The organism is Neobacillus sp. NRS-1170 (assembly GCF_050468025.1).
In genome coordinates this window covers 89101-115872 of the sequence record NZ_JBITPF010000038.1, presented here as the reverse complement: position 1 = coordinate 115872, position 26772 = coordinate 89101, and the positions used below count along the sequence as shown (strand labels likewise).

At 39.9% G+C, this 26772-nt stretch carries 28 protein-coding genes; 25 read left to right on the top strand and 3 right to left on the bottom strand.

Annotation, left to right across the window (positions count from 1 at the left end; all coding sequences use genetic code 11):
* Nucleotides 1–218: 218 nt before the first annotated feature.
* On the bottom strand, nucleotides 219–1091 hold the full coding sequence (locus tag ACIFOT_RS17495; RefSeq protein ID WP_430066622.1) for a nuclease-related domain-containing protein: 873 nt from the start codon (nucleotides 1089–1091) through the stop codon (nucleotides 219–221).
* 253 nt (nucleotides 1092–1344) lie between these two features.
* On the opposite strand from ACIFOT_RS17495, the gene ACIFOT_RS17490 reads away from it, so the two are divergent.
* Together ACIFOT_RS17490 and ACIFOT_RS17485 are read left to right on the top strand one after the other, a co-directional pair.
* Nucleotides 1345–2271 (top strand): ABC transporter ATP-binding protein, encoded by a 927-nt coding sequence (locus ACIFOT_RS17490; RefSeq protein WP_430066621.1) that lies wholly within the window; start codon nucleotides 1345–1347, stop codon nucleotides 2269–2271.
* Nucleotides 2264–3214: an ABC transporter permease gene (locus ACIFOT_RS17485; protein WP_430066620.1), complete on the top strand. Its 951-nt coding sequence runs from the start codon at nucleotides 2264–2266 to the stop codon at nucleotides 3212–3214. Before ACIFOT_RS17490 ends, ACIFOT_RS17485 begins: the two co-directional genes overlap by 8 nt.
* Before the next feature lie 46 nt (nucleotides 3215–3260).
* Here ACIFOT_RS17485 and ACIFOT_RS17480 read toward each other — a convergent pair whose 3' ends face one another.
* Entirely contained in the window at nucleotides 3261–4529 is a 1269-nt protein-coding gene (locus tag ACIFOT_RS17480; RefSeq protein ID WP_430066619.1) for a replication-associated recombination protein A, read from the bottom strand.
* Nucleotides 4530–4680: 151 nt separating this feature from the next.
* Here ACIFOT_RS17480 and cymR point away from each other — a divergent pair, with 151 nt between their 5' ends.
* From cymR to ACIFOT_RS17375, 21 genes are all read left to right on the top strand, one after another.
* On the top strand, nucleotides 4681–5103 hold the full coding sequence (gene cymR / locus ACIFOT_RS17475) for a cysteine metabolism transcriptional regulator CymR (protein ID WP_430066618.1): 423 nt from the start codon (nucleotides 4681–4683) through the stop codon (nucleotides 5101–5103).
* Nucleotides 5104–5148: 45 nt separating this feature from the next.
* Nucleotides 5149–6291 (top strand): cysteine desulfurase family protein, encoded by a 1143-nt coding sequence (locus tag ACIFOT_RS17470; protein WP_430066617.1) that lies wholly within the window; start codon nucleotides 5149–5151, stop codon nucleotides 6289–6291.
* A gap of 41 nt (nucleotides 6292–6332) precedes the next feature.
* Complete coding sequence (gene mnmA, locus ACIFOT_RS17465; RefSeq protein ID WP_430066616.1) at nucleotides 6333–7451, top strand: tRNA 2-thiouridine(34) synthase MnmA; 1119 nt, start codon at nucleotides 6333–6335, stop codon at nucleotides 7449–7451.
* A gap of 81 nt (nucleotides 7452–7532) precedes the next feature.
* Complete coding sequence (locus ACIFOT_RS17460; RefSeq protein WP_430066615.1) at nucleotides 7533–8186, top strand: tetratricopeptide repeat protein; 654 nt, start codon at nucleotides 7533–7535, stop codon at nucleotides 8184–8186.
* 34 nt (nucleotides 8187–8220) lie between these two features.
* On the top strand, nucleotides 8221–10632 hold the full coding sequence (recD2, locus tag ACIFOT_RS17455; RefSeq protein ID WP_430066614.1) for an SF1B family DNA helicase RecD2: 2412 nt from the start codon (nucleotides 8221–8223) through the stop codon (nucleotides 10630–10632).
* A gap of 32 nt (nucleotides 10633–10664) precedes the next feature.
* The gene (locus ACIFOT_RS17450; protein WP_430066613.1) at nucleotides 10665–11141 is read left to right on the top strand and encodes a PRC-barrel domain-containing protein; all 477 of its coding nucleotides are present in this window, start codon (nucleotides 10665–10667) and stop codon (nucleotides 11139–11141) included.
* Nucleotides 11142–11152: 11 nt separating this feature from the next.
* Nucleotides 11153–11344 (top strand): hypothetical protein, encoded by a 192-nt coding sequence (locus ACIFOT_RS17445; protein WP_223591237.1) that lies wholly within the window; start codon nucleotides 11153–11155, stop codon nucleotides 11342–11344.
* Nucleotides 11345–11366: 22 nt separating this feature from the next.
* Nucleotides 11367–11501, top strand: a complete 135-nt coding sequence (locus tag ACIFOT_RS17440; RefSeq protein WP_430066612.1) for a YrzQ family protein — start codon at nucleotides 11367–11369, stop codon at nucleotides 11499–11501.
* A gap of 82 nt (nucleotides 11502–11583) precedes the next feature.
* Nucleotides 11584–12663, top strand: coding sequence for an AI-2E family transporter (locus tag ACIFOT_RS17435; RefSeq protein WP_430066611.1), 1080 nt, complete (start codon nucleotides 11584–11586; stop codon nucleotides 12661–12663).
* A 339-nt stretch (nucleotides 12664–13002) separates the two neighbouring features.
* Nucleotides 13003–15639: an alanine--tRNA ligase gene (gene alaS, locus ACIFOT_RS17430; RefSeq protein ID WP_430066610.1), complete on the top strand. Its 2637-nt coding sequence runs from the start codon at nucleotides 13003–13005 to the stop codon at nucleotides 15637–15639.
* Between the two features lie 72 nt (nucleotides 15640–15711).
* Nucleotides 15712–15978, top strand: coding sequence for an IreB family regulatory phosphoprotein (locus ACIFOT_RS17425; RefSeq protein WP_066311816.1), 267 nt, complete (start codon nucleotides 15712–15714; stop codon nucleotides 15976–15978).
* A 3-nt stretch (nucleotides 15979–15981) separates the two neighbouring features.
* A complete protein-coding gene (gene ruvX / locus ACIFOT_RS17420) occupies nucleotides 15982–16398 on the top strand; it encodes a Holliday junction resolvase RuvX (protein ID WP_430066609.1) in 417 nt (138 codons plus the stop codon).
* A 12-nt stretch (nucleotides 16399–16410) separates the two neighbouring features.
* Nucleotides 16411–16704, top strand: a complete 294-nt coding sequence (locus ACIFOT_RS17415; protein ID WP_430066608.1) for a DUF1292 domain-containing protein — start codon at nucleotides 16411–16413, stop codon at nucleotides 16702–16704.
* 187 nt (nucleotides 16705–16891) lie between these two features.
* On the top strand, nucleotides 16892–18025 hold the full coding sequence (gene mltG / locus ACIFOT_RS17410; RefSeq protein WP_430066607.1) for an endolytic transglycosylase MltG: 1134 nt from the start codon (nucleotides 16892–16894) through the stop codon (nucleotides 18023–18025).
* A gap of 241 nt (nucleotides 18026–18266) precedes the next feature.
* Nucleotides 18267–18926: an O-methyltransferase gene (locus ACIFOT_RS17405; RefSeq protein WP_430066606.1), complete on the top strand. Its 660-nt coding sequence runs from the start codon at nucleotides 18267–18269 to the stop codon at nucleotides 18924–18926.
* Nucleotides 18913–19842 carry a peptidase U32 family protein gene (locus ACIFOT_RS17400; RefSeq protein ID WP_430066605.1) on the top strand — a complete coding sequence of 310 codons (930 nt, stop codon included), beginning with the start codon at nucleotides 18913–18915 and terminating at the stop codon, nucleotides 19840–19842. Before ACIFOT_RS17405 ends, ACIFOT_RS17400 begins: the two co-directional genes overlap by 14 nt.
* Nucleotides 19843–19907: 65 nt before the next feature.
* Entirely contained in the window at nucleotides 19908–21179 is a 1272-nt protein-coding gene (locus ACIFOT_RS17395; protein ID WP_430066604.1) for a peptidase U32 family protein, read from the top strand.
* 1 nt (nucleotide 21180) lies between these two features.
* Entirely contained in the window at nucleotides 21181–21816 is a 636-nt protein-coding gene (gene udk / locus ACIFOT_RS17390; protein WP_430066659.1) for a uridine kinase, read from the top strand.
* A gap of 162 nt (nucleotides 21817–21978) precedes the next feature.
* A complete protein-coding gene (gene greA, locus ACIFOT_RS17385; RefSeq protein WP_223591250.1) occupies nucleotides 21979–22455 on the top strand; it encodes a transcription elongation factor GreA in 477 nt (158 codons plus the stop codon).
* Nucleotides 22456–22503: 48 nt separating this feature from the next.
* Entirely contained in the window at nucleotides 22504–24264 is a 1761-nt protein-coding gene (locus tag ACIFOT_RS17380; RefSeq protein WP_430066603.1) for a peptidoglycan D,D-transpeptidase FtsI family protein, read from the top strand.
* A 79-nt stretch (nucleotides 24265–24343) separates the two neighbouring features.
* On the top strand, nucleotides 24344–25000 hold the full coding sequence (locus tag ACIFOT_RS17375) for a YrrS family protein (protein WP_430066602.1): 657 nt from the start codon (nucleotides 24344–24346) through the stop codon (nucleotides 24998–25000).
* Nucleotides 25001–25041: 41 nt separating this feature from the next.
* Here the strand turns inward: ACIFOT_RS17375 and ACIFOT_RS17370 are convergent, their stop codons facing one another.
* A complete protein-coding gene (locus ACIFOT_RS17370; RefSeq protein ID WP_335713871.1) occupies nucleotides 25042–25245 on the bottom strand; it encodes a DUF2536 family protein in 204 nt (67 codons plus the stop codon).
* A gap of 163 nt (nucleotides 25246–25408) precedes the next feature.
* On the opposite strand from ACIFOT_RS17370, the gene ACIFOT_RS17365 reads away from it, so the two are divergent.
* A complete protein-coding gene (locus ACIFOT_RS17365; RefSeq protein WP_430066601.1) occupies nucleotides 25409–26047 on the top strand; it encodes a class I SAM-dependent DNA methyltransferase in 639 nt (212 codons plus the stop codon).
* A 15-nt stretch (nucleotides 26048–26062) separates the two neighbouring features.
* Nucleotides 26063–26758 carry a 5'-methylthioadenosine/S-adenosylhomocysteine nucleosidase gene (gene mtnN, locus ACIFOT_RS17360; RefSeq protein WP_430066600.1) on the top strand — a complete coding sequence of 232 codons (696 nt, stop codon included), beginning with the start codon at nucleotides 26063–26065 and terminating at the stop codon, nucleotides 26756–26758.
* Nucleotides 26759–26772 lie beyond the last annotated feature (14 nt).

The following is a 26772-nucleotide window of genomic DNA, read 5'->3' as shown; positions in this document are numbered from 1 at the left end:
GACCGTGACTACGTGCCCGAAATCGGGGTGGGAGTAAGAAAAAGGTAACGTAGACCGTGACTACGTGCCCGAAATCGGGGTGGGAGTAAGAAAAAGGTAACGTAGACCGTGTCTACGTGCCCAAAACCCTGAAGGTGAGAAGAAAAAAGGTAACGTATAATAAAAAAGGCCGCTTAGGAATTTCCTAAACGACCGAGTTATAAGATTAAATATCAAATTCATTCATAGTAAAACCATCGACCATACCCAATTTGATTATAATTCTCTATTAGGATCCTCCTAATCTTCTTTCTAGACTGAATCACACCACACCATTCATGCACCAGATTAGTTGTAATCTTCAAATCAGGAAAAAGCAGTTTTATCTCCTCAACACTCCTTAAAACACCGAAAACCACATCTTCCTGACAGCCACATTTTTCACATACCAATTTCTTTTCACCAACCAAATGCATAAATGAAAAGCATAAGAAGCAAAGTATGCCCTTTCTTAGTGGTTCATATTTATATGAAATTGACCGGCTATATGGAGTTTCATTAAGATGCATAGAAATTAATTGGTCTGCGAGCTTTTTATGTAGGCCGTTTAATCTTGAAGGTATTTTGTCAAATTTATTAATATAGCTATCAAGCTGTGTCGGAAAAATAATCGGAGTGTTTAAAGGGGCTTGATATAAGGTGAATTTGGGGTTTACAAAGCTGACATATCCATCTAGTGGAAAATGAAATCCAAGATTTTTGATTAATGGCCCAAGAAGCGATTTACTCCGTTTTAGTTGATCCAAGGGATTCTGTATTTCTTCCTTGCCAAAGGTAAAGAAACTGCCTGAATCATAATAAAAGTCCCCTTCAAAGTTTTTTACTTCAAAAGGATAAAGCGTTTCTTGAGAAATTATTAAGGTATCGATTTGGAATAAAGAATTGTTATACTCAAGGCACAAATCGTTTAGAACAAACTTATCACTTTGAAGGGTTGCCGTTAATTGGTCAAACATCACCTCTCCCTGAAAGCCTTTCTCAAGTTTCCAATAATGCTTCCTTTCCTTGGGTGACAACAACATCCTTGGATTTAATGACCGAAGTATCCTCAATTCAATTGAGGGTGACCGGGACTTTCAAAACATATTACACTTCCTCTCAAGTTCATAATTTCATTATAAAAAATAATTTTGTTAATAATGCATGAACGTTTTGTTAACATTCTCAGTCTCCAGTCCTAGAACCTATTCATCCTCGAGCCGTTTTTTTCGATTAACTTAACTAAGATATAATAAAGTAGAAATATATTTTAATGGAAAATTTTTCTAAGATAATGTAAACTGGCAAATAGAGAGGAGAGAAAATATGGAAAAAATTGTCGAGTTAAAAGACGTTACCAAAGTAATTAAGGGAAGAACCATTATTGATAATATTAGCTTCCAAGTAAATAAAGGCGAGGTTTTCGGCTTTTTAGGCCCAAATGGGGCGGGGAAAACGACAACCATTCGGATGATTGTCGGTCTGATGGGAATCACTTCAGGGGATATCACAATTGATGGAGCAAGCATTAAAACCCAATTTGAAGATGCTGTTAGACATGTAGGGGCAATTGTTGAAAATCCGGAAATGTATAAATTTTTAACCGGTTATCAAAATTTGGTGCATTATGCCAGAATGGTAAAAGGAATTACTAAGGAAAAAATAGCCGAAACAGTCGAACTTGTTGGGTTAACCGACCGGATTAACGACAAAGTAAAAACCTATTCACTTGGAATGCGGCAGAGATTAGGGCTAGCTCAGTGTCTATTACATGACCCCCAAGTCTTAATCCTTGATGAGCCGACTAACGGATTAGACCCAGCAGGCATAAGAGAAATCCGCGACTATGTCCGCCTGCTGGCCCGTGAAAAAAATATGGCTGTCATCGTATCTAGTCATCTTCTGTCTGAAATGGAAATGATGTGCGACCGAATCGGAATTATTCAAAACGGTAAACTGATTGATGTACAACTAGTACAGGAATTTGTCCAGGGTACCGAAATCACATATGAACTAGAAGTAGTTCCTAGCGATAAGGCATTAACCCTTATCCAGACAAACTATCCAAATGTGAGAGCGACCCGTTCACGAAATGGTATTTCCGTTGAGGTTTCGAAAGAAGAAGTTCCACAATTAGTGAAAATATTGGTGAATGAAGATATCCAGGTTTTTGGGTTAAAAGAAATTGCAAAAACATTAGAGGATCGCTTCCTGGAAGTTACTCAAGAAAAGGAGGCAGCAACACATGCTTAATTTAATCAAAAATGAATGGATGAAAATTTTCAAGCGGCCGGGAACGTATGTAATGATGGCCATCTTGATTGCAGTTACCATTATTGTCGGGATCTTTTTTAAATATCAGGATAATAACAACAAAGCAGCAGTCGATAAAAATTGGGAGCAAACCATACAGCAGGAAAATGATGCGTTAAAAAAGCAGATGGATCAAAGTCAAACCAAATTAGAAAAGAAATTTTATCAAAAAGAAATCGCCATTAATGATTATCGAATCAAGCATCATTTAAATCCACATGAAAAATATAATGTTTGGTCCTTCGTCAAAGATGCATCAGCGCTCATTATCTTAGCTGGTTTATTTACCATTATCGTCTCTGCTGGAATTGTTGCCAGTGAATTTAATTGGGGGACAATAAAACTGCTGCTAATAAGGCCGATTAATCGGACGAAAATCCTTACCTCAAAATATCTAACCGTTTTAATGTTTGCCCTGTTTATGCTTGGGATTCTGTTTGTTTTTTCGATGGCGCTGGGAGCCGTTTTATTTGGGATGCCAGAGCATGCTGTTCCATATTTGAATTATAACAATGGGCAGGTAACTGAACAAAATATTGTCGTTCACTTATTAATCTATTACGGCCTAAACTCGATCAAAATGATGATGTTGGTTACGATGGCATTTATGATTTCATCTGTGTTCCGCAATAGTTCGCTTGCTATCGGTCTATCACTGTTCTTATTGTTTACAGGGGATCAATTCACAGCTTTATTGTCATTGAAATTTTCCTGGGCGAAATACATCCTATTTGCCAATACCGATTTAATGCAATATTTCGAAGGCACGCCAATGGTGGAAGGAATGACGTTGACCTTCTCCATCATCATGCTGCTGCTATATTTTGTCGTCTTCCAATTCTTTGCATTCTTCGTGTTCAAAAAACGTGACGTCGCAGCTTAACAAAAAAGGTGTCAGGCACAATCCAATGGTGCCTGACACTTTTTTTCTATTTTCGCATTAATTTGTCATAAACAGTCGCTAATGCCTGCTCAAACTTTCCAGTTTTCTTAGGCTGATAGTATTGTTTATTTTTTAACCTGTCTGGTAAGTATTGCTGAGGCACCCAGCCGTTTTCAAAGTCGTGAGGATATTTGTAGCCGATCCCTCTGCCAAGTTCTTTTGCGCCTTTGTAGTGGGCATCACGCAGATGGTCCGGCACTTCGCCGACGATTCCTTTTCTAATATCTTCAAGGGCTGCTTCAATCGCTAAAACAGCAGAGTTGGACTTAGGCGACAAGCACAGCTCAATTATGGCATTTGCTAAGGGGATCCGTGCCTCAGGGAAGCCGATTCTTTCAGCGGTTTCAATGGCAGCTAAGGTCCTAGCTCCCGCTTGAGGATTGGCGAGCCCGACATCCTCATAAGCAATAACAACCAAACGCCGGCTTATACTGACCAAATCGCCAGCTTCAATTAATCTCCCAAGATAATGAAGGGCTGCATTGACGTCGCTGCCGCGAATCGATTTTTGAAAAGCCGAGAGGACATCATAATGTTCATCCCCATCCTTATCGGCAACCAAGCTTTTCTTTTGCAAGCACTCTTCGGCTGTGGCAATATCGATATGAATTATATCCTCTTCATCTTTATCTGTTGAAAGAACCGCTAATTCCAGTGCGTTTAACGAACTTCTTACGTCACCGGCCGAACCTTGAGCAAAATGCTGCAGTGCTTCATCTGAAACCGCCACCTTTAATCGTCCAAAACCTCGCTCTTTATCCTCAAGTGCCCGTTTCAAAGCATGTCTAATTTCATCCGGAGTTAACGGCTTGAGTTCGAAAATCTGACATCGGCTTCGAATCGCTGGATTAATCGCAAAATAGGGATTACTGGTTGTCGCACCAATTAAGGTTATCATTCCGTTTTCTAAGTAGGGTAATAAGAAATCCTGTTTTGCTTTATCTAAACGATGGACTTCGTCGAGGAGAAGGATTACTTTCCCGGACATTTTCGCCTCCGCTGCGACAATTTCCATGTCCTTTTTATTATTGGTTACAGCATTCAAAGTTCGAAAAGCATATTTTGTGCTGCCAGCGATAGCGCTGGCGATTGAGGTTTTGCCGATCCCGGGCGGTCCATATAAAATCATTGATGTCAGCTGTTTTGCTTTCACCATTCGCGCAATAATTTTACCGTCGCCAACCAGATGCTGCTGGCCGACCACCTCTTCAATTGTTCTGGGACGCATCCGAAATGCTAAAGGTTTTTGCTGCATGTTCATCTCTCCACATAAGAAATCACTTACCCTTACGATACCATTTTCTATCCTAAAAGCATATTAAAGAAGAATATGATATAATTTTAATGCCAATCAATTTACTTAGGATTTTCTTAAATATAGATAATAGGACATAGGGGTGCTAATAATGAAGATTTCAACAAAGGGACGTTATGGCTTGACGATTATGATTGAGCTTGCTAAAAAACACGGTGAAGGTCCCACTTCTTTAAAAACGATTGCCCAGGCCAATGAACTTTCAGAACATTATTTAGAACAATTAATTGCTCCATTGCGAAACGCTGGATTAGTTAGAAGTATTAGGGGGGCTTATGGAGGCTATATTCTTTCAGATGTTCCTTCAAAAATTACTGCAGGGGATGTTATCCGTGTCCTTGAAGGTCCGATTACCCCTGTAGAGGGTATTGAAGATGAAGAGCCTGCTAAGCGTGAGCTGTGGATTCGTATCCGCGATGCGATTAAGGATGTTTTAGATAATACGACATTAGAAGACTTAGCCAGCCACAGTGAAGATCAAGAACCAGAAGAAGGTTATATGTTTTACATTTAAGGTAAATGGTAATAATAGAGAATTATTTTGATTGAAGGTGTATTTATGGAACGAATCTATCTCGACCATGCCGCGACATCTCCCATGCATCCTAGAGTAGTGGAAAGAATGCTCGAAGTCATGAACTCAACTTTTGGAAATCCTTCTAGCATACATTCCTTTGGCAGGGAGGCCCGCCATCATATTGACCTTGCACGGGCAGCGTTAGCTAAAAGTATCGGAGCAAAGGAAAACGAGATTATTTTTACAAGCGGAGGTACCGAGGCTGATAATTTGGCACTATTCAGTGTAGCTGAGAGCTACCAGAATAATGGGAAACATATTATTACCACACAAATTGAACATCATGCTGTCCTTCATGCTTGCAAAAAACTAGAAAAAATGGGCTTTGAGGTTACTTATTTACCTGTCGATGAAACAGGGCGAATCTCGATTGATGAACTCCGAAACGCCTTGAGGGACGACACAATCTTGGTTTCTGTTATGTATGGCAATAACGAGGTAGGTACCATTCAGCCAATCAAGGAAATCGGACAACTATTAAAAGACCATAAAGCAAAATTTCACACCGATGCGGTTCAGGCATATGGAGTAGAGGACATTGATGTCAGTGAATGCATGATTGACTTATTATCCGTTTCCGCTCATAAAATCAATGGCCCAAAAGGAATGGGCTTTCTTTTTGCAAGTGCTGACGTAAAAATTTCTCCTCGTATTTTTGGCGGGGAGCAGGAGAGAAAACGACGGGCCGGAACAGAAAATGTTGCTTCGATTGCTGGCTTTCATGAAGCGGTCATCATTGCCAATGAAGACCGCACTCCAAAACGAGATAAGTATTTTGGGTTAAAAGAAACGCTTATGCGAAAGCTTCGGGATTTAAATGTCGAGTTTGAGGTAAACGGATTTCTTGAAAATTCTTTGCCGCATGTATTAAACTTAAGCTTCCCGGGGACAAGTGTGGAAGCGATGCTGGTGAATCTTGATTTAGCAGGTATCGCTGTTTCGAGCGGATCAGCTTGTACGGCTGGCTCAATCGAACCTTCTCATGTCCTTGTGGCCATGTTTGGCAAACAATCAGAGCGATTAATCAATTCCATCCGTTTCAGTTTTGGCTTTACCACAACAGAAGAAGAAGTGATAAAGGCAGCGGAAGAAACGGCTAAAGTGGTTTCTCGTCTGAAAAAATAAATGTACAGCAATGTTTCCGCATAAAGAGAGGTGAATGAAAATTGGAAAGAAAAGATCCTAAAGACACACGGGTTGTTGTTGGAATGTCTGGAGGTGTGGATTCCTCAGTAGCAGCGCTTTTATTAAAGCAGCATGGCTATGATGTGATTGGCATTTTCATGAAAAACTGGGATGACACCGATGAAAACGGTGTTTGCACAGCGACAGAAGATTATGAAGATGTAATTCGTGTCTGCAATCAAATCGGTATTCCGTATTATGCCGTTAATTTTGAAAAGCAATATTGGGACAAGGTATTTACCTATTTCCTTGAAGAATATAAGGCTGGAAGAACACCTAATCCCGACGTGATGTGCAATAAAGAAATCAAATTTAAGGCTTTCCTTGAGCATGCGATGAAGTTGGGAGCTGACTTTCTTGCGACTGGCCATTATGCTCAAGTAGAATATCGTGATGGAGAATACAAAATGCTCCGCGGTCTGGATGAAAACAAAGACCAAACGTATTTCTTAAACCAATTGTCGCAGGAGCAGCTTAGTAAAGTTATGTTTCCGATCGGTAATTTAGAAAAAGCAAGAGTTCGGGAAATTGCCAAGGAAGCGAACCTGGCAACAGCGGCGAAAAAGGACAGCACAGGGATTTGTTTCATTGGGGAACGCAATTTTAAGGAGTTTTTAGGACAATATTTACCTGCACAGCCTGGAAATATGGAAACATTCGAAGGCGAAGTGAAGGGCAAGCATGAAGGTCTGATGTATCATACGATTGGCCAGCGCCATGGACTTGGCATTGGCGGTTCGGGTGACCCTTGGTTTGCCATCGGTAAGGATTTAAAAAGAAATGTCCTGTATGTTGGACAAGGTTTTCATAACGAAAAGCTATATTCTGATTCGATTATCGCGGCCAATGTCAGCTGGGTGTCTAATCGAGAAAAGCCGGCGGAATTCGAATGTACGGCCAAGTTCCGTTATCGTCAGGAAGATAATAAGGTAACCGTTCGTCTTTTGGAGGGCGGTCGGGCAGAAGTTATTTTCCATGAACCAATTCGTGCCGTCACACCAGGACAGGCTGTTGTTTTTTACAATGGTGATGAATGCCTTGGCGGGGGAACAATTGACGAAGTATATAAAAATGGTGAACGTTTAACTTATGTCGGCTAAAATGACCCTGATTCCGCTTCCGGAGTCAGGGTTTTTTATACGGAATATGATATACTTTCCTTTAGAATGGAGTTGATTGGAATGGATAAAAACGAATTGGGTGTAAAGTACATGCAAGAAGGGAACTGGGAAGAGGCAGCAAAGGCCTTTAACGAAGCCATTGAAGAAAACCCAAAAGACCCTATTGCTTATATAAATTTTGGCAACGTCCTCTCAGCAGTTGGGGACGATGAAAGAGCTCTAAACTTCTATCAAAAAGCAATCCAAATAGATGAAAACGCAGCGGCGGCGTACTATAGTATCGGTAATTTACTTTTCAGCAAAGACTTGTTCAACGAAGCGAAAAATATGTTTGAAACCGCGATGAAAAAAGGACTTCAGTCGGCTGACAATTTCTTTATGCTTGGATTAACTCTAGTTAGTTTAGAGCAAGGAAGGTATGCTCTACCATACTTGCAAAGAAGTGTTGAGCTAAATGAAAATGATCCCGAAGCACGTTTTCAATATGGCTTATGTTTAGCGCAGTTAGAGTTTATTGATGAATCAATGGTTCAATTTGAAAAATGTGTGGAGTTAGATCCTCATCATTCAGATGCTTACTATAATTTAGGAGTATCATTTGCATTTAAAGAAAATGGTGATAAAGCTTTAGAAATGTTCCAAAAAGCATTAGACATTCAACCAGACCATATGCTTGCCGGTCATGCCAAAAAATTAATTGAAAATAATCAATAATGTTTTAAATTTTCAGGTGGAGGGAGGGAGCAAAATGGAAAAACAGGACTCGCTTGATTTATTTGCCGAACAAGGGAAATTTGTGAAGGGCAGACCAATTGTTACGATTTTTCATAATGAACAGAATCTTTATACGGTTTTAAGAATCCGGGTCGATGAAACCAATCATCAATATGATGACAAAGAAGCGGTTATCACAGGCTATTTTCCAAAAATCCACGAACAGGAAACCTATATTTTCTACGGTGAGTTTAAAGATCATCCGAAGTTCGGTATGCAATTTCAAACTAATCATTTCAGGAAGGATATGCCCCAATCAAAACAAGGGGTGATTGCTTATTTATCTGGCGAAATGTTTAAAGGGATTGGAAAAAAGACGGCCGAAAACATTGTGGAAACCTTAGGGGAAAACGCCATTTCCAAAATTCTAAATCAGCCTTCACTGTTAGATTCGGTTCCTAAGCTCCCTCCTGATAAGGCCAAGCTGCTTTACGACACTTTGATGGAGCATCAAGGGCTTGAGCAGGTTATGGTCTCCTTAAATCAATATGGCTTTGGGCCGCAGTTATCGATGCGGATTTATCAGGTTTATAAAGAAGAAACTTTAAATACCATTCAAAAAAATCCTTATCAACTTGTCGAGGACATTGAAGGGATCGGTTTTGGCCGTGCAGACGAGCTAGGCTACCAGCTTGGCATCTCCGGCAGCCATCCTGATCGAATTAAAGCAGCCTGCCTTTATATCCTGGAAAACGAAAGCATGCAAACAGGTCATGTTTTTATGCAAGCAGAGGATTTGCTAGAGCGGGTAAAAGCACTTTTAGAAGAAAATAAACGGGATCAAATCGACTACCAGAATATTTCAAGCGAGATTATCAAGCTTGAAGAAGAAGGAAAAATAATTGGAGAAGAAAAACGCATTTATTTACCTTCCTTATTTTTTGCGGAAAAGGGCCTTGTGACAAGCATTAATCGCATCTTAAAACAAACAGAATACAAAGAACAATTTCCTGAATCGGAGTTTCTGCTGGAATTGGGAAGCTTAGAGGAACGGATTGGGGTTCAGTATGCCCCAACACAAAAAGAAGCGATTCAAACGGCGTTAATGTCACCGATGCTAATCTTAACGGGTGGGCCTGGTACAGGAAAAACGACAGTAATCAAAGGAATTGTCGAGTTATATGCCGAGCTGCATGGCTGTTCATTAGAGCTGAAGGATTACCATAAAAAAGATGAGCCGTTTCCATTTTTGCTGGCCGCACCAACTGGTAGAGCAGCGAAAAGGATGAGTGAATCAACAGGGCTTCCAGCGGTGACGATTCACCGGCTGCTGGGATTTAACGGTTCAGAAGGATTTGACCGTGCTGAAGACAGTCCTCTTGAAGGGAAAATCCTGATTGTCGATGAGACTTCCATGCTCGATATTTGGCTTGCCAATCAATTGTTTAAAGCACTCCCTGAAAATATTCAAGTAATTCTCGTAGGGGATGAAGACCAGCTTCCTTCCGTTGGTCCTGGTCAGGTATTAAAAGACCTGCTGCAATCGGCACGAATCCCAACAGTACGATTAACCGATATATACCGCCAAGCAGAAGGCTCCTCTATTATCGAACTAGCCCATGAAATTAAAAGGGGTCACTTGCCGGCTAATGTCGCAGAACGAAAACCAGACCGTTCGTTTATTAGATGTTCAACAGCCCAGATTTCACAGGTAGTCGAAAAGGTCGCAATTAATGCAAAAAATAAAGGCTATACCGCCAAAGATATTCAAGTGTTGGCCCCTATGTATCGGGGACCGGCAGGAATCGATCGGTTAAATCTATTGTTGCAGGAAATATTTAATCCGAACCCGGAGGGCACAAGAAAGGAAATTACCTTTGGCGAGGTGAAGTACCGAATTGGCGATAAGGTGCTTCAGCTTGTTAATCAGCCGGAAAGCAACGTATTTAATGGAGATATTGGTGAAATAATCTCGATTATCTATGCTAAGGAAAATACCGAAAAACAAGATATGATTTACATTTCCTTTGAAGGCAATGAAGTCGAATATACACGGCAGGACTTAAACCAAATCACCCATGCTTATTGTTGTTCTGTACATAAATCGCAGGGAAGCGAATTTCCAATTGTCATCCTTCCAATAACAAGAAGTTATTACCGGATGCTGCAGCGCAATTTAATCTATACAGCGATTACTAGAAGCAAGCAATCCCTGATATTATGCGGCGAAGAGGATGCACTAAGAATGGGCGTCGAACGAGCAGATGAATCGAAAAGGCAAACCACTCTATGCGAAAAGCTTCGTGAAACCATTCCGGCAAATGATTCCAAATTAGCTCCAAAAGCAGCTGACAGTGAAATGTCGTTAGAAGAGGAATTAATGCTGGTCAATCCAATGGTGGGCATGGAAAACGTTACCCCTTATGATTTTATGGTGAAAGACTGAAACTATAAATGTTCGAGAGGGGGTGGACACTCTTGCGGACATTTTCATTATTAAAAGGACAGCCGGTTTTTGACACAAAAAAAGGAACAAAAATTGGTGAAATTCACGACCTTTGTATTTCCAGCAATGGAAACGTAAAAGGTCTTTTAGTTAAAAAAGGCGTTTTCTTTAAACAATCCTATTTTCTAGATATTCAAAAGGTCGCCTCCTTTGGCTGGGATGGGGTAATGATTGAGGATGCCGAGCATTTGGAAAAGTTGAAAGAAAGTCCTGAATATACCTTGACCCATCAACATTCACTAGACGGAATGATGATGCTTACTAAGAGCGGTGAATCGCTCGGAATGTTAAAAGATGTATATTTTCAGGAGGAAGTGGGCACAATCGTAGGGTACGAAATCACGGATGGCTTCTTTTCGGAAATTACGGAAGGGAAACAAGTGGTTCAATCCGGGAAGCCCTTAGCGATCGGAAAGGATGCCATTATCGTTGATGTAGATCATACGTGAGGTGTCTTTTCATGTTTAAGTGTCCCAATTGTCAAAGCAAGGATATCGGCAAAATTGGTATTAACCAATATTATTGCTGGAATTGTTTTATTGAACTTTCCCTTAACAAAGGTATTATCAACACCCATCAAGTCGAAGAAGACGGATCACTAAGTTCGCTGGATGATTTGTTTGAAGAAGAAGAACGTCGTTACACCCTTTAAATATTGCAAAGAGGTGAGGCGTATGAATAAAATGATGACGACGGTGGTTGCTTTTGGTGCTGGAATGGCGGCATATAATATCGCCCAAAGAAATGATATGTTGTCTGCCCGCAATATGAAAAGAATGCAAAAGATAGTAAAACGAGCGATATTTTAAAAATTAATCCCCCTCAAATTTGAGGGGGATTTTGAATATTCCATTGAAATGTCTCCAAAACTAAAAGAAAGGAGGCGCGGACGTGGACATTCGAATGAAATGGTATTACAGAATTGGATTTTTGCTTCTTTTATTAATTGCCATTTTTGTTTTTCTAAAAATCAGCTTTGTCTGGATGCCGATTGTAAGAATGGCTGCGATTATTGTTCTCCCCTTTGTTATAGCGGGATTCATTACTTATTTACTTCATCCTATTGTAGAAAAATTGCATGAAAAAGGGCTGCACCGCGGTCTTGCTATTATTTTAATATATGTGCTATTTTTTGGAGGAATCGGTTTTGCCCTCTATAAAGGAATTCCCGTCATCATTAACCAAATAAAGGACCTGTCAGAAAGTGCCCCCGTATTTGCCGAGCAATACCGAGGCTGGGTCAATCATTTACAATCTCACACGAGGGCATGGCCGGATGGTCTGCAAACTAAATTAAATGATGGTATTGACGCATTTGAAAAAAAGATGGATTCCCTTTTGACGGTAATTGTAAATATTTTAATGAAATTTTTGAATTCGGCATTAATCTTTATGATTATTCCGTTCATTGCTTTTTATATGTTAAAGGATTTTCCTTTGATAAAACGGGCAGCTTGGTATTTGACTCCGAAAAACTGGCGCAAGAAAGGGACGCTTTTTCTAAAGGATGTCGATGAGTCGCTTGGCAGCTATATCAGGGGTCAGCTGTTAGTTTGCATAATTATCGGGAGCATTTCGGCCCTATTATTTTGGATTTTCCATTTAAAATATCCATTGCTATTAGGGTTAATTGTTGGAGCCACAAATGTGATCCCTTACTTTGGACCGATTATCGGGGCGGTGCCTGCTGTCATTATTGCAGCCACTACATCTGTAAAGCTAGTGATTATCACATTAGTCATTGTGTTTGGATTGCAATTTCTTGAGGGAAATATTTTATCCCCGTATATCGTTGGGAAAAGTCTGCATATGCATCCTTTATTAATAATGGTGGCGTTAACAGCAGGAGGTGAAATTGGCGGGATATTAGGGTTGATATTAGCAGTTCCAATCCTAGTTGTTCTAAAAGTAGCGATCATTCATGCTAAAAATCATTTTATGCAGCGGGAAACGCCTGATTCGCAGACATAAGAAATTGACAAACGTTTTCTGGGTGGATATAATTCGTTATAGAATATTTGGATGAAAATGTTGAAGGACCTTAGTATGTTGTAGACCATCTGTAGCGCAAATTGTGCAGAAGAGAGGAGCTTCCCCGGCTGAAAGGAGCTCTAGATGAAGGATGACAGAACGCTAGTCCTGAGTGCAGCTAACCACTGCCGTTTTAGCCGCGTTAAGGCTTTATTGAGAGATGGATACGTGTTTTTGTATTCATAATCAGGGTGGTACCGCGAGACATAGCTCTCGTCCCTGCTATAGGGATGAGGGCTTTTTTGTATTCTTTTTTACATATATAAGGAGGTCTATATTATGAAAAACTTAACAGGATCACAGATCCGCCAAATGTTTCTTGATTTTTTTAGCAAAGAAAAAGGACATCAAGTTGAACCAAGTGCTTCACTTGTCCCGCATGACGATCCATCACTATTGTGGATTAACAGCGGTGTGGCAACCTTAAAGAAATATTTCGATGGCCGTGTTGTGCCGGATAATCCAAGAATTACAAATGCGCAAAAATCAATTCGTACAAACGACATTGAAAATGTCGGAAAAACAGCCCGTCACCATACCTTCTTTGAAATGCTTGGCAATTTTTCTATCGGTGAGTATTTTAAAAAGGAAGCCATAGAGTGGGCATGGGAGTTTTTAACCTCTGAAAAATGGATTGCCTTTGACCCAGAGCTTTTATCTGTAACTATTCATCCAGAAGACAATGAAGCATATGAGATTTGGAATAAAACTATCGGAATACCGGAGGAGCGCATTATTCGACTTGAAGGAAACTTCTGGGATATTGGGGAGGGCCCAAGCGGTCCGAACACGGAAATTTTCTATGATCGCGGTCCTGAGTATGGGAATGATCCGAGCGACCCTGAGTTATATCCAGGCGGGGAAAATGAACGCTACCTTGAGGTTTGGAATCTAGTATTTTCTCAATTTAACCATAATCCTGATGGCCGTTATACTCCGCTACCAAAGAAAAACATCGATACTGGAATGGGATTAGAACGGATGGCGTCTGTTGTTCAGAATGTTCCAACCAATTTTGATACTGATTTATTTATCCCAATTATCCGTGCTACAGAGGAAATTTCTGGTGATAAATACGGAGTAGACAAAGAGCGTGACGTCGCTTTCAAAGTTATCGCAGACCATATTCGTACCGTTGCTTTCGCAATTGGGGACGGGGCCTTGCCATCAAATGAAGGCCGAGGCTATGTATTAAGACGTTTGCTCCGCCGTGCTGTCCGTTACGCAAAGCAAATTAATATTAATCGTCCATTTATGTTTGAATTGGTTCCAGTCGTCGGAGAAATCATGCAGGATTTTTATCCGGAAGTAAAAGACAAGGAAGAATTTATTCAGAAAGTCATTAAGAACGAAGAAGAGCGCTTCCATGAAACACTTCATGAAGGTTTAGCTATTTTATCAAGTGTTATTAAAAAGGAAAAAGCAAAAGGAAGCGATACGATTCCAGGTGAAGACATTTTCCGTCTTTATGATACTTACGGCTTCCCTGTTGAATTAACAGAGGAATATGCAGAAGAAGAAGGTATGAAGGTTGATCATGCAGGCTTCGAAGTGGAAATGGAGCAGCAGCGTGAACGTGCAAGAAAAGCCCGTGCGGATGTTGATTCGATGCAGGTTCAAGGCGGAGTACTGCGCGATGTGACAGTTGAAAGCAAGTTTGTTGGCTATGACCAACTGCAAACAACCTCTTCTGTATTAGCCATTATTAAAAATGGTGAACTTGCAAATGAAGCATCTAAAGACGAGGAAGTCCAGATTATTTTAGATGTGACACCTTTTTATGCAGAAAGCGGCGGACAAATCGCTGACCGCGGCCAGATTGAGGGTGATGGTGTAAGTGTTTTTGTTAAAGATGTTCAAAAAGCACCAAACGGTCAAAACCTTCATCAAGTTGTCATTAAATCAGGTACATTAAAAACAAATCATCAAGTTATGGCTGCTGTTGATGCGGATAACCGCGTAAAAATTATTAAAAACCATACAGCTACTCATTTGCTGCATCAAGCATTAAAAGATGTCCTTGGCGAGCATGTGAACCAGGCAGGTTCCCTTGTTGAACCGGACCGCCTTCGCTTTGACTTTTCGCATTTTGGTCAAATTAAACCGGAGGAACTGGAGCAAATTGAAAAAATCGTGAATGAAAAAGTCTGGAGTAATATTGAAGTCGATATCAGCTTAAAGCCAATTGCTGAAGCGAAAGCAATGGGTGCAATGGCCCTATTCGGCGAAAAATATGGCGATATTGTCCGTGTTGTAAAAGTTGGCGATTACAGCCTAGAGCTTTGCGGAGGCTGTCATGTTCCTAATACTTCTGTGATTGGCTTATTTAAAATTGTTTCAGAAGGCGGAATTGGGGCTGGAACTAGACGGATTGAAGCTGTTACAGGTGAATCAGCTTATAAAGCCTTAAATGAACAAGTTGGATTATTAAAGGAAGCAGCAGAAAAGCTTAAAACCAATCCAAAAGATATTGCTGTAAGAATTGAAGGTTTATTGACAGAAATCAAACAGCTTCAACGTGAAAACGAATCACTTGCTGCAAAGCTCGGAAATATTGAAGCAGGCAATCTCGTTTCCAATGTGAAAGAAATAGATGGAGTTAAAGTGTTAGCGGCTAAAGTTCAGGCTGCTGATATGAACAACTTAAGAAATATGGCAGATGATTTAAAGCAAAAATTAGGCTCAGCGGTTATCCTATTAGGCAGTGCTCATGAAGGAAAAGTTAATTTAATTGCAGCAGTCACGAAGGATTTAATTGAAAAAGGTTACCATGCCGGCAAGCTGATCAAAGAAGTAGCAACGAGATGCGGAGGCGGAGGCGGTGGTCGTCCTGACATGGCCCAAGCAGGCGGGAAAGACCCTGAAAAACTTGAATCCGCTTTACATTTCGTTGATGAATGGGTAAAATCCATTTGATATTGGGACAAAGTAGTGTAAAATGTAGGTAACTATTACAATTCTCTCCTTTATAGGAACGAGGTGCATGATATGAGCTCATTTGACAAAACGATGAGATTTAATTTTCCGGAAGAGCCTTTTGAACATGATGTAAACGATGTACTTTTTCAAGTCTATGAGGCTCTAAAGGAAAAAGGGTATAACCCTATCAATCAAATAGTCGGTTACCTTTTATCTGGAGACCCTGCCTACATTCCACGTCATCGCGATGCCCGTAATATCATTCGGAAGCTAGAACGGGACGAAATTATTGAGGAATTAGTCAAATCCTATCTAAAACAGCAACGAGAGGGTTAATGAATGCGAGTAATGGGTTTAGATGTCGGCTCAAAAACTGTTGGAATTGCTCTGAGTGATGAACTGGGGTGGACAGCGCAGGGCCTTAAAACCCTCAAAATCAATGAAGAAAGACAGGCGTTTGGTTTTGAGGAAATTGGTCAATTAATAAAAGAGTATCAAGTAGATAAAGTGGTCATTGGTTTGCCAAAAAATATGAACGGTACAATTGGACCGCGCGGTGAGGCAAGCAAACAATATGCTGAGGAAATAGAAAAACAATTTTCTGTTCCGACTATTTTATGGGACGAACGCCTGACAACGATGGCGGCTGAACGCGTATTGCTTGAAGCGGATCTTAGCCGGAAAAAGCGCAAAAAAGTCATTGATAAAATGGCAGCCGTAATGATTCTGCAAGGCTATCTTGATAGCAAAAATTAATGAGGTGAAGAAATGGAACACGGAGAAAACCAAATTACAATCGTTGATGAAGAAGGAAATGAGCAATTATTTGAAGTGCTCTTTACATTTGAATCAGAAGAATTCAGAAAGTCCTATGTCTTATTTACTCCAGTTGGTGCAATGGACGAAGAGGATGAAGAAGGTCCCGAAATTCATGCCTATGCCTTTAATCCTACAGATGAGGGCGGCGATGGCGAATTAATCCCGATTGAAACCGAAGAGGAATGGGATATGGTTGAAGAAATGTTAAATACCTTCTATGAAGAACAAGAAGACGAAGAATAAGATTGAAGGAACCAGCTATTTAATAGCTGGTTTTTTCTTTGGAATTTTCACTTCCTATCCGACAAATTAATTGTTAAATTGACATTTTTCTTGCTATATGCTGAAATAAAATAGGAGCATTATCTGTAAAAATTCGTTAACTATAGTTATTTTACAAAAGTAAGACACCGTGGAAAGGGGGAAGAAGATGACGACTGACAATAAAGACACAAAAAAAGATGTTATTCGTCAAAAAATGCTTGAACACCAAAGCGAAGCAAAGGTTGTTCGAAAAATTGTTTTGATTATTTCAATTTTATTAATATTATTAATTTTGTTAGTAGGTGGCGGAGGCTATCTCTACATAAAATCAGCCATGAAACCGGTGGATCCAAAAAGTAAGGTTCAGAAAAAAGTCGACATTCCAATTGGCTCTTCTGTGACAGGGATTGCTGAAACATTGGAATCAAACGGAATTATTAAGGACGCTAAGGTATTTAAGTATTATGTAAAACTTAAAAACGAAGGCGGCTTTATGGCTGGAGAATATCAATTAAGTCCTTCAATGGATGTCCAAGAAATCGTAGGACGCTTAAAAACGGGGAAAGTGCTGGCACAGGCAAGCTTTAAAATCGCCATTCCAGAAGGTAAGCAGCTGAAGGAAATTGCGGGAATAATGGCTGCCGCTACTAAGCAAAATGAAGCGGATGTTTTCAATAAATTAAATGATAAAGAGTTTATTAAATCACTTATGGCTAAATATCCTGATATTTTAACCGATGAAATCATGAATGCATCTATAAAATATCCACTTGAGGGTTATTTATATCCGGCCACTTATCCATTTTACAAGCCTAACCCTACCGTTGAGGAAATGGTCACAGCTATGCTTGATAAGACGCGTACCGTATTATCCGATTATACGGGTGAAAGTAAGGATAAAAAGGTATCCGTACATCAGCTGTTAACGATGGCGTCTTTAGTAGAAGAAGAAGCAACTGAAAAAGCGGATCGTAAAACGATTGCAAGTGTTTTCTATAATCGAATGAAAAAAGGGATGCCGCTGCAAACGGACCCAACTGTCCTATATGCCCAAGGGAAACACAAAGAAAAGGTTTTTTATAAGGATTTAGAAGTGAGTTCTCCATACAATACCTATCAAAATAAAGGTCTGCCACCGGGTCCAATTGCCAATGCTGGAAGAACTTCCATCGAGGCTGCCTTGAATCCCGAGAAAACCGATTATTATTATTTCATTGCAGCAAATGGCGAAATCTATTTTAGCAAAACGCTTGAAGAACATAATAAATTAAAAGCAAAGTATATTTCCAGTAAAAAATAATGAACACATTTGGGGAAATGTTCGCATTCCCCTTTTTTTTATGGTAGAATAGTTCAGTGTTGAATAGGTAATCCATAGCGTAACTCACAGTAAGGGAATTTGGGACGATTTTGTCCGAAAAAAACGGATCGGGTCGAACTCGTGATGTCATTTTCTGTGAACGCTATTTTTTCATGTCTAAAGACCATTAAATTGGCAAAAATGCATTTAAGGCATTTTAAAGGATTGAGGTGACGGCAGCTTGTTAAATGAAAAGCTGCATTTTTATATAGAAGAATTGATTTTTGGACGAAATCCGTTGTTTTCGGAAATGGAGAACTACGCTCAGGTTCATAAAGTCCCGATTATGGAAATTTCTGGAATCGAAGCGCTGCTCCAATTATTGCGCATCCAAAATTCAAAAAAGATTCTTGAAGTAGGGACGGCAATTGGCTACTCTGCCTTAAGAATGGCAAATGCCCTTCCTAAAGCTCAAATTGTTACGATTGAACGGGATGAGGAACGAATTCAAGCAGCTAAAGAGTTCATTAACCGATCAGAGCATGCTAAGCAAATTATCCTGGTTGAAGGTGATGCATTAGAAGTGGAGGAGGCCGTCAGCAAGTTTGCTCCTTACGATACCATTTTTATTGATGCCGCTAAAGGACAATATAAAAAGTTTTTTGAAATCTATTCAAAATATCTTTCTGATGACGGAATGATTATTACTGATAATGTTTTGTTCAAAGGATTAGTAGCGGAGCCCGAGATAGAATCTAAAAGAATTCGAAATTTAGTTAAGAAAATTGATGAGTTTAACCATTGGTTAATGCGCCATCCAGATTATGATTCGGTTATTCTTCCAGTAGGGGATGGAGTCGCAATTAGCAAAAGAAGAGGTGAGAGGTATGAAAAAGCCTGAATTACTTGTAACACCAACATCTGTAAATGATATTTTGCCTTTAGCTGAGGCGGGAGCAGATGCTTTTGTTGTTGGAGAACAACGATATGGGCTGCGTCTTGCAGGTGAATTTAATAGAGAAGATGTTAAAAAAGCGATAGAATTGGCACATTCTAAAGGAAAAAAAGTTTATGTGGCAATGAATGCTATTTTTCATAACGATAAAATTGACGAGCTTGGCGAGTATATCCAATTTGCGGCCGAGAATCGAGCAGATGCCGTCATTTTTGGAGACCCAGCTGTATTAATGGCAGCTAAAGAAGCCGCACCTGAAATGAAGCTTCATTGGAGCACAGAAACGACAGGCACGAATTGGTATACATGCAACTACTGGGGAAGAAAGGGCGCGAAAAGAGCCGTTCTTGCCCGTGAAATCAATATGGATGCCATTGTTGAAATCAAGGAAAATGCCGAAGTGGAAATTGAAGTACAGGTACACGGCATGAGCTGTATGTTCCAATCCAAGCGTTCATTGCTGGGTAATTATTATGAATACCAGGGCAAAGCAATGGAAATTGAAAATCGTAAAATGCAAAAAGATATGTTCTTGCACGATAAGGAACGAGGTAATAAATATCCGATTTTTGAGGATGAAAATGGAACCCATATTATGAGCCCGAATGATATTTGTATCATCGATGAGCTTGGAGAAATGTTAGAAGCAGGAGTAGATTCTTTCAAAATCGACGGAATCCTAAAGAGCCCGGAATATATTCTTGCTGTAACAAAAGCTTACCGTGAGGCGATTAATTTATATTTTGAAGATCCAGATGCATACGAGGATAAAAAGGACGAGTTATTAGCAGCAATCGAAGAAATTCAGCCATCCAATCGTCCGTTAGATACAGGATTCTATTTTAAAGAGACAGTTTACTAAACAGAAAAGCGAAAGCGCCTTGGTCAGGGGCGCTGCAGCTAGACAAATTAGGAGGAGTTTCAATCGTGAATACAGTTAAAGACAAGATTTCTGAAATTATCGATGGAAAGCGTGTCATTGTGAAGAAGCCGGAACTCCTTGCACCAGCAGGAAATCTTGAAAAGTTGAAAATTGCCGTTCAATATGGTGCGGATGCCGTATTTATTGGAGGTCAGGAATATGGTCTGCGTTCCAATGCGGATAACTTTACCTTTGAAGAAATGAAAGAAGGCGTGGAGTTCGCTAAAAAGTATGGTGCGAAAATTTATGTTACCACCAATATCTATGCCCACAATGAAAATATCGATGGGTTAGAAGAGTATTTACAGGGTTTAAAAGAAGCTGGCGTCGCAGGAATCATTGTGGCCGACCCGTTAATCATTGAAACATGCCGCCGTATTGCACCGGAGATTGAAGTGCATTTAAGTACTCAGCAATCCCTTTCAAACTGGAAGGCTGTCCAATTCTGGAAGGAAGAAGGCTTGGAGCGTGTTGTTTTAGCTCGTGAAACAAGCGCAGAAGAGATTCGAGAAATGAAAGAAAAGGTGGATATCGAAATTGAAACCTTTATTCATGGTGCGATGTGTATTGCTTATTCAGGCCGTTGTACGTTAAGTAACCACATGACCGCTAGAGATTCCAACCGCGGTGGCTGCTGCCAATCCTGCCGCTGGGATTATGATCTTTATCAGCTTGAAGGTGAAGGTAACGAAGCACCACTTTATGCCGAAGGTGATGCTCCGTTTGCGATGAGCCCGAAGGATCTTAATTTAATTCAGTCGATTCCGCAAATGATTGAGATGGGGATCGATAGTTTGAAAATTGAAGGCCGGATGAAATCCATTCATTACGTGGCCACAGTTGTCAGTGTTTATCGCAAGGTTATTGACGCTTACTGTGCAGACCCAGAGAATTTTGTGATTAAGCGAGAATGGTTAGAGGAACTCGACAAATGTGCCAATCGTGAAACGGCTCCAGCGTTTTTTGAAGGGGTTCCGGGGTATAAAGAGCAAATGTTTGGTAATCATAGCAAGAAGACAAAGTTTGAATTTGTTGGTCTTGTGTTAGATTATAATGAAGAGACACAAGTGGTAACTCTTCAACAGAGAAACCATTTTAGACCGGGTGATGAGGTAGAGTTCTTCGGACCGGAAATTAATAACTTTACTCATGTAATTGATAAAATTTGGGATGAAAAAGGTAATGAACTGGATGCAGCTAGACATCCACTTCAGATTGTACAATTCAAATTGGACAAACCGGTGTACCCTAACAACATGATGCGAAAGGAGAACTAGTATAATGCGCAAGCCCGTTGTTATTGGTGTAACCGGCGGCTCCGGCTCCGGAAAAACCAGTGTTACCAAAGCGATTTATGAAAGCTTTAAGGGGCATTCTATTTTGATGCTTGAACAAGATTATTATTATAAGGATCAGAGTGATTTGCCATTTGAAGAACGGTTAAAAACAAACTATGACCATCCGCTCGCTTTCGATAACGATTTATTAATAGCTCACATAGAAAAGCTATTACGCTTTGAACTGATCGAAAAGCCTGTGTATGATTATTCACAGCATACACGTTCAGAAAAAGTCATTCCTGTAGAACCAAAGGATGTCATTATTTTAGAGGGAATCTTGGTTCTTGAAGATGAACGTCTACGCAATTTGATGGACATTAAACTGTACGTGGATACCGATGCAGATTTACGGATTATCCGCAGACTGCAGCGTGATATTCAAGAACGAGGGAGAACACTTGATTCTGTTATCGATCAATATGTGAATGTGGTTCGTCCAATGCATAATCAATTTATTGAGCCGACCAAGCGTTATGCGGATGTTATCATCCCTGAAGGCGGACATAATCACGTGGCGATTGATTTAATGGTAACAAAAATTCAAACAATTCTTGAACAAAAGTCATTTTTATGAAACAATAGCAAAAGAACTATCTATAAAATCCAAAATGGATAAATGCGCGCCCTTTATTTTACAAGGACGCGCTGAATGTATTATGCCGATTGGCATAATATCTACATACATTACAAACACAATTCTAATGGGGTATTGTGAAGACTAGAAGGAGTGAGGGTTTTGGCTACTGAGAAAGTATTTCCAATGACACAGGCAGGTAAGGACAAACTTGTACAAGAACTTGAATACTTAAAATCCGTTAAACGTAAAGAAGTGGTAGAAAGAATTAAAATCGCGCGCAGCTTTGGGGATTTATCTGAAAACTCTGAGTACGATTCCGCGAAGGAAGAGCAAGCTTTTGTTGAAGGCAGAATTACCACTTTAGAAAATATGGTGCGCAATGCTAAGATCATCGAAGAAGGGGAACTAGCGAGCGACTCTGTAACTCTTGGCAGCTCCGTTACCTTTGTGGAACTTCCAGATGGTGAAGAAGAAACCTATACTATTGTTGGTAGTGCAGAAGCTGATCCGTTTGAAGGTAAAATTTCTAACGATTCACCGATTGCTAAAAGCCTTTTAGGTAAAAAGGTTGGCGATCAAGTATCTGTTCAAACACCTGGCGGCGAAATGAGCGTCCGTATTGTTTCAATTAAATAATGTTTGAAAAAAGTAAACCTCGTCAAAACTTTTGACGAGGTGTTTTTTATGTGGAGAAAACGCGCAGTTGGCTGGCTTTTTATAAGTTTAACCGGATTAGTGCTTCTTTTAGCACGTTTAATGCAAATACAATTAGTTGAAACAGAAACTTTTTCAAAACATAACGTTAATTTATTAGAGGAAAGCGTAAAGCAACGAACACAAGAATTAGTGATAGATAACGGCAGGGGTAATTTTCTTGATCGGAATGGAACAATGCTGACATATAAAAAGGTGTCGGTGCTTGTCCTATTTCCATTTTTAAAAAAGATGGACTGGGAGGTGGATAAAGTTGCGGATATAACAGCGATTCCTGTTAATTTGTTAAAAAGTGCAGTAGAAGGCGCAAAGAAGCCATTTGCGTATGGCGACCCTGAACCAGTAGAACTGTCGAGTTCGCAAATGGAAAAAATTAATTCATTAAAGATTCCTGGTGTATTTGCGATTGAAAAAAAGTTTGAGCGGAGAGATGTGCCAGCTGAACAATTAATTGGGTTAACAGGAGAAAATGCGAAAGAATTACAGAAACGTTATCCAAACAAAGACTTATCGGAGAAAACCTTAATTGGTGTATCAGGTCTTGAGGAAAGCTTTGATGAATTTCTTCTGCCTGAAGGAAAATCAAAGCTCGTTTACCATGTTGACGGAGGCGGTGCCCCTTTATTTGGTATCAATGTGAAGTATGTCGACCCAGCTAATCCCTTTTATCCTGTCAATGTTCGAACGACCATTGATAAAAATCTGCAGCAAAAAGCAGAGGAACTGGTTGATAAGTATCAAATAAAAAAAGGCGGAATAGTTCTACTAGACATACAGGACAATAGTGTGCTGGCGATGGTATCACGCCCGACGATTAATAAAAAAGACCCATACAATGGAGCGGGAATTACGAATGTAATGTTAAAGCAGCAAATCATGGGCTCTGTCTTTAAAACCGTTGTGGCAGCAGCATCCATCGACCATAATCTTGATGACCCGACGCGAATGTTTGATTGCAGTAAAAAGATTAATGGCAAGCCTGAGCTGAAATATAATTATGGAATGCTGAATTTTACTGATAGCTTTGCCAGAAGTTGTAATCGGACATTTGGTGAGTTAGCGAGAGAATTACAAAAAAAGAATCCCAACTTACTGGAAGACTATGCGGCAAAATTATCTTTGATTGGTTCTGTCGGCTGGCAGGGGGATATTTATCATACCAGTGATTTCAAACAGCTTCCCGCTGAGGACAAGGGCAGAGTGTTTATGTCAGATGAGGCAAGAAAAGATGCTAACTTCGCGGCAATGTCAGGAATTGGCCAGCATGAGGTTCGCGCCACCCCTTTAGCTGTTGCTAATATGATGGCTACGATTGCTAGAGGCGGCCAAAAGGAAATGGTCCGTGCAGCATCAAAAATTGAATATAAAAATGGTACAACCATGGTGAATTTTGATCAAAAAGACTTAAAGGGAGATACCATTTCACCCTATACAGCGATGAAGCTGCAAAAATTGCTGCGCGAGGTCGTCTTAAACCAAAATGGGACAGGTAGATGGTTTAAAGAGCTTCCATACGAGGTTGCTGGGAAATCTGGGACTGCGGAAACTGGAAAGTTTGTAAACGGTCAGCAATTGCATAATAAATGGTTTGCCGGCTATTTTCCATATCAAACTCCCAAATATGCGTTAGTTGCGGTTAATTTAGATGTGCCAGACAATGCGGGCGGGGTTAATTTGTTATTTGCTGATATGGTAAAGGTGTTGTATGAAAATGATAATGGTTCTGAGTAGAGGCAGGTTTTTCCTTTAAATATCTAATCAATTCATGTTAGAATATTGAGAGCCTTATTTTTGGGGAGAGTGATATCAGTTGAGTAACGATCTTAATCAAAGTTCACGTTTTGGCCACCGAGCAAAAAGAAAAAAGACGAACCTCGTCTTAAATAGTTTAATTATCATTGTGTTACTTTTAATCATTTTCGTGGCCTACAATATTTTTTCATCAGGCGATGATAATGCAGCGGCGCCGAAAAAGGACACTCCAAAAACAGAACAGAAACAAAAGGCAGTTCAAGAGAAAAAAGATAAGAACGTATCTAAAGAGGAAGAGAAATCATCCGAGGATGTTGCCAATAATGATGATGGAAATAGTGAGGATAGTGTAGCACCTGAACAGGCAGACGATTCCCAAGCAGTCGTTTCTGAAGGCGGAAGTTCATCGGATGTCTCACAATCAGTTGAAAATCCTTCATGGAAGCCTGTCGGCACAACCCAATCAGGTGAACATACCCCGGTATATGATCAGAATTCTGCAGATTGGCAGGAAATGCTAGCAGCAATGTCTTATGCAACTGGAATTGATCAAAGTAATATGACGGTATATTGGCTAGGCAGAGATAAATCAACGCAAAATGCCTCAATAGGTACGATTGAATCCAAAGACACAAAGCAGAAGTATAGAGTTTATATTAAATGGGTGGATGGCCAAGGCTGGATGCCAACAAAGGTAGAACAACTGTCAGAATAAGTAAGAGACAACGAAAGGATGGGCCAATTATTGGCACCATCCTATTTCTTTTTAAAATGAACGACAGCAGTAAAATAGGTTTGTCCATTTTCATTTACATGCATTTGATGGGAAACGGAATGAACTCCCAGCATAATTGCTTTATTTTCCTCTATTTGCGCTTCAATCTTTTTTTGTAATGTTTTAAGGTTATTGGCCTCATAAAATTCAACTTTATCCTCAATCAGGTCAAACTGAAAATTCATCAATTCAAATCCTCCTTTCTGTCAGAATATATTTTAGACATTTCTTTTCTAAGAAACAACGAATTTGTTGAATAATAGTTCGGAATATGGTAAATTGAGAACAGCTTTTTCAAAAATTCATAGTATACCTATAGGAATTATCGACATCTTAGGAGTGACTTTAATGGGTAGAGAATTTCTTGAAGTATTCGAACAGTGGGCTGACACATATGATGAGACAGTCGTTGGCAATGATATTCAATATAAAGAAGTATTTTCAAAATATGAGGAAATATTAGAGGGAGTCGCTAATCGTTCCTACGGTCATGTAGTTGAATTCGGCGTCGGGACAGGAAATCTGACCAAAAAGCTGCTGGCAAAAGGTTTAAAGGTTACAGGTATCGAACCTTCCCAGTCGATGAGAAAAATTGCAGAAGATAAACTTAATGGGGAAGCATTGCTCCTTGATGGTGATTTTCTTCAATTTCCGGAGCAAATCATCATTGATACCTTTGTCAGTTCGTATGCCTTCCATCATCTAACTGATGATGAAAAAGCGGAAGCAATAGCTAAATATGGCAGACTTCTTTCTATTGGTGGTAAAATAGTGTTCGCGGATACGTTGTATGAAACTGAGGAAGATTATAATAATGCAATCGTAGAAGCTAAAAATAATGGCTTTCATAACCTAGCAAAAGATTTGGAAACGGAGTATTATACAACAATTCCCTTTTTAAAACATATTTTACAGAAAAACGGTTTTAGCGTTACTTTTACGCGCTTCAACGATTTTGTCTGGGTAATGGAAGGCGTAAAACAATAAGAAAGAGGTAAAAAAATGAAAATTGCCATCATCGGTGCAATGGAAGAAGAAGTGACTCTGTTAAGAGACAATATTGAGGATCAAACTCAGGAAACTGTTGCCGGCTGTGAATTTACGTTTGGAAAAATGCATGGTGCAGACGTAATTCTTTTGCGTTCAGGGATTGGTAAGGTGAACGCAGCGATGTCGGCAACTATCCTGCTTGATAAATATAAGCCTGATTATATCATCAATACAGGTTCAGCAGGAGGACTTAATCCTTCTTTAAATGTAGGTGATGCCGTCATCTCTACGGAGGTGCGCCATCATGACGTCGATGTAACAGCGTTTGGATATGAGTATGGCCAGGTTCCTCAGCTTCCAGCTGCCTTTAAAGCTGATGATAAATTAATCGGGGTAGCAGAAACTGCCGCAAAGGAACTAGACAGATTTCAAATCGTGAGAGGTTTAATTGCTACGGGTGACTCTTTCATGGAGAATCCGGCACGTGTAGATTTTATACGAGAGAAGTTTACTGATCTTCAAGCCGTTGAAATGGAAGCAGCGGCGATAGCTCAAGTAGCTCATCGCTTTGGTGTTCCTTTTGTGATCATTCGTTCCCTTTCCGATATCGCTGGTAAAGAGTCGGAAATCTCATTTGATCAATTTATTGATAAAGCAGCAACCAATTCTGCTACGCTGGTTATGAAGATGGTGGCCGCTTTAAGATAGAAATCAGGGGTGTA